We start from the raw sequence: 8,393 nt of genomic DNA, 5'->3' as shown, positions 1-8,393 counted from the left end.
CCCCTGCGCCCGGGCTCGCGCTGCCGCGCGCTCCCCCGCGCAGCCGCGGGCCGGGCGAGCGGGCGCGGGTCGGACGGGCGGGCGCGGGTCGGACCGACGGGCCGTCGGCGTAGGGTCCGCGTGTGCACGTGCTGCTGCTGATCAACCCGGCAGCCACCGCCGCCGACCCGGCGTTGCACGAGGCGGTGCGGACGGCGCTCGTCGGCGCGGCCGTCGTCGAACGGGTCGAGGTCGTGCAGACCGAACGACGCGGGCACGCCCGCGAGCTGGCCGCGGCCGCCGGCCGCGACGGGGTGGACGTCGTCGCGGCGGTCGGCGGCGACGGCACCGTCAACGAGGTGGTCGACGGGCTCCTCGGCGGTGCACCCGCAGGTCCGGCGCACCCGGCACCCGGCGACGACCCGACCGAGCGGACCACGGGCGGTCCGGCGCTCGTGGTCGTGCCGAACGGCGCGACGAACGTGCTGGCGCGGGCGCTCGGCCTCCCCCGGCACCCGCTGCGCGCCGCGCACGCGCTGGTCGCGGCGCTGGAGGCCGGGCACGAGCGGCGGATCGGCGTCGGGCTGCTCGAGCACCTCGACGACGCGCGACCAGCCGCCGCACCGGGTGCCGCGCAGCACCACGGGCCGCCGGCGGACGGCACGGCGGCGTCCGACGGCACCGTCAACCTGGCGCAGCGACCCCGGACGGCGGACGTGCCGGGCGAGCAGCGGGCCGCCCGCTGGTTCGTGCTGAACGCGGGGCTCGGGCTCGACGCCGCAGCCATCGCGCACGTCGAGCTGGGCCGGCTGGCCGGACGCCGGGCGACGAACCGGGCCTACGCGCTCGCGACGCTGCAGGCCTGGCGGGCCAGCGACCGCACCGACGCACCGCTGCAGGTGCGCACCCCCGACGGCCTCGAGGAGTCGCTGGCAGCGGTGATGGTGACGAACACCGACCCCTGGACGTACCTCGGGCCGCGCCGGATGCGCCCGACCCCGCGCTCGTCGTTCGACCTCGGGCTCGACGCCACCGCGGCCCGCCGCATGCACCTGGGCGGCACCCTCGAGAGCCTCGGCCGGATGCTCGCCCACCGCCCGGCTCCGCTGCGCACCACGTGGTCGGCGCACGACCAGCCGTGGCTGGAGGTGCGGTCGGCGAGGCCGGTCGCGCTGCAGGTCGACGGCGACTACCTGGGTGAGACGACGGGCGTCCGGCTCACCGCGCGCCCGGACGCCGTGCGGCTGGTCGTGCCGCTCGGCGGTCCCCCCTTGCGGTCGCGGTGAGCCGATCGGGCTGGTACTCCTGAGAGCGACAGAACGGGCGACGTGCACCCACGACGTCCGGTTCGCCCCGGTCTGCACACGTCGTAGGCCGTGACCCACCCCTTCGCCAGCGAGTTCGTCACAGATCGATCACGAGTTTGGCCTTGTGCTCGGTGTCGCCGAGTTGAGAGGCTGGAACACCGCGGGTGAACGACGCGTTCTCCCGGGTGACCGCTCGTGAATCGCTTCACAAGGTGTGGACGAGCCGTCACCGCATCACCGAGCTGAATGGAGACCGATCCCGATGGACTGGCGCCACCGTGCCGCCTGTTTGGACGAGGATCCCGAGCTGTTCTTCCCGATCGGCAACACCGGACCCGCCATCCTCCAGATCGAGGAGGCGAAGGCCGTCTGCCGTCGCTGCCCCGTCACCGAGACGTGCCTCAAGTGGGCGTTGGAGTCCGGGCAGGACGCCGGCGTCTGGGGCGGGCTGTCCGAGGACGAGCGTCGGGCGCTGAAGCGTCGCAACGCCCGGGCCCGCCGGGCCGTCTGAGCACAGGAACACGCAGGACCTCACCAACGGACGACCGCACCACCCGCAGCACCGCGAAACGCCCCGGCCGCACCGGCCGGGGCGTTCGCGCGTCCGCGGGCTAGGCGAGCTGCCGGGGGCGCAGGTGCAGCCGCACCTCGGTGCCGCCGCCCTCGCGCGGCGCCCAGTCGATGCTGCCGCGCAGCTCGCCCACCAGGGCGCGCACGATCTGCAGGCCCAGCCCACCGCTCGGTGCCGTGGTGCCCGCGGGCAGCCCGGCGCCGTCGTCGCTGACCAGCACCTCCAGCACGTCGAGCGCCTCGTCGCCCTCGTTGGCCCGCTCGGCGGAGATCTCCACCGTGCCGCCGTCGCGCCCGCCCAGCCCGTGCTCGACGGCGTTCTGCACCAGCTCGGTGAGCACCAGCGACAGGGCGGTGGCGTCCTCGGCCCGCAGCCGCCCGAAGTGCCCGGCGTGCTGGGTGCGGACGCCGCCGCCGGGGCTGGCCACCTCCACGACCTGCGACAGGCCCATCTTCGCGACGTCGTCGAACTCGACGTTCTCGTCGTGCCCGGTCGACAGCGTCTCGTGCACCAGCGCGATCGCCCCGACCCGCCGCACCGCCTCGTCGAGGGCCGCCCGGGCCGGGCCGCCGTCGAGCCGGCGCGCCTGCAGCCGCAGCAGCGCCGCCACCGTCTGCAGGTTGTTCTTCACCCGGTGGTGGATCTCGCGGATCGTCGCGTCCTTGCTGAGCAGCTCGCGCTCGCGCCGGCGCAGCTCGGTGACGTCGCGCACCAGCAGCAGCGCACCCACCCGCTCGCCGGCGTGCATCAGCGGGATCGCGCGCATCGACAGCGTGGTGCCCCGCCCGTCGACCTCGGTGCGCCAGGGCGCTCGCCCGGTCAGCACCAGCGGCAGCCCCTCGTCGACCGTGCCCTGCGCGCGCACCAGCGGGGTGGTGACCTCGGCCAGCAGCTGCCCGATGAGCCCGCGGTCGTTGCCGAGCCGGTGGTACGCGGAGACCGCGTTCGGGCTGGCGTAGGTGACCCGGCCGTCGAAGTCGAGCCGCAGGAACCCGTCGCCCACCCGCGGCGCGCCGCGGCGGCGTCCGGTCGGTGCGGCGGTCACCGGGAAGGCGCCCTCGGCGATCATCACGGCGAGCGCGTCACCGACCGCCACGTAGTTCTGCTCGAGCAGGCTCGGCGTGCGCATGTTCGTGAGGTTGGTGTGCCGCGACAGGACGGCGATCGGCCGCCCGCCGCGCACCACCGGGAGGGTGTCCTCGCGCACCGGCTCCTCGACGTCCCAGTCGGGGTCGGCGCCCTGCAGGATGCGCACCTGCTCGAACGCGTCGTCGAGCTGCGGGCGCCGCCCGCGCGGCACCGTGCCCCCCACGACGTCGTCGAAGAACACCGTGGTGCCGGTGGTCGGCCGCACGTGCGCCACGGACAGCCAGCCCTCCTCGACGGCCACCCACAGCACGAGGTCGGCGAACGACAGGTCCGACACCAGCTGCCAGTCGCCGACGAGCTGCCGCAGCCACTCGACGTCCTGCTCGCTGAAGTCGGTGCGCTCGTGCAGCAGGTCGTTCATCGTAGGCACCCGACGAGCCTAGGGCGCGGGCCCCTCGGTGCGCTGTCAGGCCCCCGACCCGCTGCGGACGACGCCGCGCAGCCCGCGCAGCGCCACCGACAGCGCGGCGATGCTGGTGCTCTCGACCCCCCGGACGTCGGCGACGAGGTCGCGCACGCGGGTCAGCGACTCGCGGTTGACCTCCTCCCAGGTCGCCAGCCGCTCGGTCGCGGGCAGCCCGGCGGCGGTGGTCTGCAGCACCGACGTCACCAGCTGCTCGAGCACGGCGTAGAGGTCGTAGCGCAGGGCGGCACGGGCCAGCGCGTCCCACCGGTCGTCCCGCGGCAGCGCCGTGATGAGGCTGAGCACCGCGTCGACCTCGAACCGGTCGCTCACCACGAAGTACAGCGCCGCGACCTCCTCGGCCGGCGTCGACGTCGCGAGGGAGATCTCGGTGACGTCGAGCAGCACGAACACCTCGAGCAGCTCGGCGGTGCGCCGGGCCAGGTCGGCGGGCACGCCCAGCTCGACGAGCGAGGCGACCCGCGCCTGCAGCGCGTCGCGCTCGGCACCGGTCACCAGGTCGCCGAGCCCGTCGCGCAGCCGCTGCACGACCGGGCGGTACCGCTCGATCTCGGCGGCGATGTCGACGATCGCGGGACGCGACTGCACCAGCCAGCGCACCGCGCGGTCGACCAGGCGCCGGAACTCCAGGTACACGGCGCTCTGCGCGGACGTCGGCACCTGGTTGTCGAGCGCCTCGACCTGCTCGACGAAGTCGCGCATCCCGAACACCTCGCGGGCCACGACGTAGGCGCGCGCGGTCTGCGCCGGCGTCGCCTGCGTCTCCTCGTGCAGCCGGAACTCGAACGTGATGCCGCCGCGGTTCACGATGTCGTTCGCCAGCGAGGTGACGACGATCTCGCGGCGCAGCGGGTGCTGGTCGAGCCGGTCGCCGTACCGCTCGACGAGCTCGCGCGGGAACGCCTCGCGCAGCGTGCGGCCGAACCACGGGTCGTCCGGCAGGTCGCTGTGCAGCAGCTCCTCGGTCAGCGTCATCTTCGCGTAGGCCACCAGCACCGAGAACTCCGGCGAGGTCAGGCCCTGCCCCTCGTCGTGCCGCCGGGCCAGCGCCGCGTCGGTCGGCAGGAACTCCAGCGCGCGATCGAGCAGCCCGCGCCGCTCGAGGTCGCTCATGAACCGGCGGTGCACCGGCAGCATCCCGTGCGCCTGGTAGCGCGCGTTGCCCAGCAGCACGTTCTGCTCGTAGTTGTCGCGCAGCACGAGTCCGGCGACGTCGTCGGTCATGTCGGCCAGCAGGGCGTTGCGCTGCTTGACCGTGAGGTCGCCCTCGGCCACCACGGCGTTCAGCAGGATCTTGATGTTCACCTCGTGGTCGGAGGTGTCGACGCCGGCCGAGTTGTCGATGGCGTCGGTGTTGACCCGCACGCCGTGGGCGGCCGCTTCGATGCGGCCGAGCTGGGTCAGGCCGAGGTTGCCGCCCTCGCCCACCACCCGCGCCCGCAGCTGCCCGCCGTCGACGCGGATGGCGTCGTTGGCCCGGTCGCCGACGTCCGCCGCCGTCTCGTGGCCGGCCTTCACGTAGGTGCCGATGCCGCCGTTCCAGAGCAGTGCGACCGGCGCGGTGAGGATCGCGCGCATCAGCTCGGCCGGGGTCAGCGAGCGCGGCCCGTCGCCGAGGCCGAGCACCTGGGAGGCCTGCGCCGACAGTGGCACCGACTTGGCCGAGCGCGGGTACACGCCACCGCCCGGCGACAGCAGCGAGGTGTCGTAGTCGGCCCACGACGAGCGCGGCAGGTCGAACAGCCGGCGGCGCTCGGCGTACGAGACCGCGGCGTCCGGGTCGGGGTCGACGAACACGTGCCGGTGGTCGAACGCGGCGACGAGCCGGATGTGCTGCGACAGCAGCATCCCGTTGCCGAACACGTCGCCGCTCATGTCGCCGACGCCGACCACCGTGAAGTCCTCGGTCTGCGTGTCGACGCCGAGCTCGCGGAAGTGCCGCTTCACGGACTCCCAGGCGCCCCGGGCGGTGATGCCCATCGCCTTGTGGTCGTACCCGGCCGAGCCGCCGGAGGCGAAGGCGTCGCCGAGCCAGAAGCCGTACGACTCGGCGACGTCGTTGGCGATGTCGCTGAACGTCGCGGTGCCCTTGTCGGCCGCCACGACGAGGTAGGTGTCGTCGCCGTCGTGCCGCACGACCCGCTGCGGCGGCACCACGGTGCGCGCCTCGCCGGTGCCGGTGATGTCGTCGGTGACGTCGAGCATCGCCGAGATGAAGGTGCGGTACGCCGCGACGCCCTCGGCCAGCCAGGCGTCGCGGTCGACCGCCGGGTCGGGCAGCTGCTTGGCGTAGAACCCGCCCTTGGCGCCGGTCGGCACGATGACGGCGTTCTTCACCATCTGCGCCTTGACCAGGCCGAGCACCTCGGTGCGGAAGTCCTCGCGCCGGTCGCTCCAGCGCAGCCCGCCGCGGGCGACCGCGCCGAAGCGCAGGTGCACCCCCTCGACCCGCGGCGAGTGCACCCACACCTCGTAGGCCGGGCGCGGGGCGGGCAGGTCGGGCACGGCGTGCGGGTCGAGCTTGAGGCTGGTGTACGGGTGCGGGCTGCCGTCGGCGCGCCGCTGGAACCAGTTGGTGCGCAGCGTCGCGCGGACGACGCCGAGCAGCGCCCGCAGGATGCGGTCGTGGTCGAGGCTCGCGACGTCGTCCAGCGCGGCGCCGACCTGCTCGACCAGCACGTCGCAGAGCTCGGTGCGCCCCTGTGCGTGCGCGTCGCCGTCGAAGCGGTCGGGGTCGAAGCGCGCCGCGAACAGCTGTACCAGCAGCCGGGCGACCGACGCGTTGGCCAGCAGGCACGACTCGACGTACTCCTGGCTGAAGGTCAGCCCGGTCTGCCGCAGGTACTTCGTGAGCGCGCGCAGCAGCGCCACCTGGCGCCAGTCGAGCGCGGCGGCGAGCACCAGCCCGTTCAGCCCGTCGCTCTCGGCGCGACCGGACCACACCGCGGCGAACGCGTCCTGGAACATCGCCCGGGTGCGCTCCGGGTGCTCGCCGGTCCACCCGCCGGCGCCGCGGTAGCGCAGCCCGAAGTCGTAGACGTGCAGGGTGCGGCCGTCGGGCAGGTCGAGCGCGTACGGCCGCTCGTCGACGACCTCGACGCCGAGGTCGCCGAACGTCGGGAGCACGCCGGTGAGCGACAGCGTCTCGCCGCGGTACAGCTTGAAGCGGCGCTCCTCCGGCGGGCGACCGGGCTCCTGGTACAGGTTCATCCGCGGGTCGGCGCCGGGCTGCTCCTCGCCGGCGGCGTCCAGCGCGGCGACGTGGCGCAGGTCGGCGACCGCGACCCGGGCGGCGAAGTCCTCCTTGTACGCCTCGGGGAACGCGCCGCCGTACACGGCCTGCAGGCGCGCCGCCTCCTCCTCGCCCACCTCCAGCCGCAGCGACTCGGCGAGGTCCTCGTCCCAGGTGCGGGTGGCGGCGACGAGCCGCTCCTCCAGCGCGGCGGGGTCGACGTCGGGCAGCACCGCCCCGCGCGGCACCCGGACGACGAAGTGCAGGCGGGCGAGCACCGACTCGGAGACGCGCGTGGTGTAGTCGACGCTCTCCCCCTCGAACGCCTCGCGCAGGATCTCCTCCATGCGCAGCCGCATCTGCGTGGTGTAGCGGTCGCGCGGCAGGTAGACCAGGCACGACATGAAGCGGCCGTAGTCGTCGCGCCGCAGGAACAGCTCGGTGCGCCGGCGCTCCTGCAGGTGCAGCACGCTGGTCGCCGTCTCGTACAGGTCGTCGAGGCTCGTCTGGAACAGCTCGTCGCGCGGGTACGTCTCGAGGATCTCCAGCAGGTCCTTGCCGGAGTGGCTCTCGGGGCGGAACCCGCTGCGGTGCAGGATCTCCCGCACCTTGGTGTCGATGACCGGCACCCGGGTGACGCTCTCGGTGTAGGCCGCCGAGGTGAACAGGCCCAGGAACCGCCGCTCGCCGGTGACCCGCCCCTCGGCGTCGTACGCCTTCACCCCGACGTAGTCGAGGTACACCGGCCGGTGCACGGTCGAGCGGCTGTTGGCCTTGGTCAGGATGAGCAGCCGCGGGTCGGCGGCCTGCGCGCGCACCTGGCCGGGGAGCCGGGCGAAGCTGCCGCTGAGCCGCTGCTCGCCACGCAGCACCCCGAGGCCGGTGCCGGGCACCGACCGCAGCGAGACGTCGTCGCCGGCGCCCTCGAGCACGTACTCGCGGTAGCCCACGAACGTGAAGCTGCCGTCGACCAGCCAGCGCAGCAGCCGGCGGGTCTCGGCCGCCGCGGCGGGGTCGACCGACGGCGGCACCACGTCGAGCTCGGCGGCCAGCCGCTCGGCGGCCTCTCGCATGGGACGCCAGTCCTCGACCGCGGCCCGCACGTCGCCCAGGACCCGCCGGACGTCGGCGACGAGGCCGTCGAGGTCGGCCTGGTCGGTCTCGCGGTCGATCTCGACGTGCATCCACGACTCGACCGCCGCGCCCTCGGGCAGCCCGGCCGGGTCGGTGGCGGAGCGGTCGAGCACCTCGAGCAGCTCGCCCTGCGGGTCGCGCCGGACCACGAGCTGCGGGTGCACGACGAGGTGGATCGCGCGGGCCAGCCGGGTCAGCTCGGCGGTCACCGAGTCGACGAGGAACGGCATGTCGTCGGTGACGACCTCGACCACCGTGTGGCCGCACGTCCAGCTGTGCTCGTCGACGCTGGGCGTGTAGGCGCGCACGCGGGCGGTGCCGGGACGGCGGCGCGCCGCGAGCTCGCGGTGGCTGGTGAGGGCGCCGAGGAGGTCCTCGGGACGGCGGACGAGCAGGTCGTCGTCCGGCACGTGGCGGTAGTAGCGCGCGAGCGCCGTGGTCACCGCCTCGCGGTCGGCGTGACCGGTGAGACCGGCCGCGGAGTCGATGAGCTGCTGCCGTGACCGTGCGGGTTGCGCCATGACTCCCGTGCCTCTGGACCGGTTGCCGCCGCGGGCGCGAACACCCGCAGCGGGCGCCGCACCTCGTCGTGCGGCC

General features: G+C 74.5%; 4 protein-coding genes. 2 read left to right on the top strand and 2 right to left on the bottom strand.

The window, feature by feature from the left end:
- The first annotated feature begins 122 nt into the window (after positions 1-122).
- Together ACYVI6_RS06860 and ACYVI6_RS06855 are read left to right on the top strand one after the other, a co-directional pair.
- Positions 123-1,265, top strand: coding sequence for a diacylglycerol/lipid kinase family protein (locus ACYVI6_RS06860; protein WP_460445649.1), 1,143 nt, complete (start codon positions 123-125; stop codon positions 1,263-1,265).
- A 283-nt stretch (positions 1,266-1,548) separates the two neighbouring features.
- Complete coding sequence (locus tag ACYVI6_RS06855) at positions 1,549-1,797, top strand: WhiB family transcriptional regulator (protein WP_460445648.1); 249 nt, start codon at positions 1,549-1,551, stop codon at positions 1,795-1,797.
- Positions 1,798-1,897: 100 nt separating this feature from the next.
- Here ACYVI6_RS06855 and ACYVI6_RS06850 read toward each other — a convergent pair whose 3' ends face one another.
- Entirely contained in the window at positions 1,898-3,367 is a 1,470-nt protein-coding gene (locus tag ACYVI6_RS06850) for a sensor histidine kinase (RefSeq protein ID WP_460445653.1), read from the bottom strand.
- A gap of 45 nt (positions 3,368-3,412) precedes the next feature.
- A complete protein-coding gene (locus ACYVI6_RS06845) occupies positions 3,413-8,317 on the bottom strand; it encodes an NAD-glutamate dehydrogenase (RefSeq protein ID WP_460445647.1) in 4,905 nt (1,634 codons plus the stop codon).
- Positions 8,318-8,393: the final 76 nt, after the last annotated feature.

It is taken from the genome of Angustibacter aerolatus (genome assembly GCF_054776675.1).
Note: the sequence above shows the minus strand (reverse complement) of the source record. Positions and strands in the feature narration are given on the sequence as shown.

What these genes read in the sequence shown, in the direction of transcription:
- ACYVI6_RS06855 (WP_460445648.1), top strand. Translation starts at nt 1,549, where the DNA reads ATGGACTGGCGCCACCGTGCCGCCTGTTTGGACGAGGATCCCGAGCTG.
- ACYVI6_RS06850 (WP_460445653.1), bottom strand. Translation starts at nt 3,367, where the DNA reads ATGAACGACCTGCTGCACGAGCGCACCGACTTCAGCGAGCAGGACGTC.
- ACYVI6_RS06845 (WP_460445647.1), bottom strand. Translation starts at nt 8,317, where the DNA reads ATGGCGCAACCCGCACGGTCACGGCAGCAGCTCATCGACTCCGCGGCC.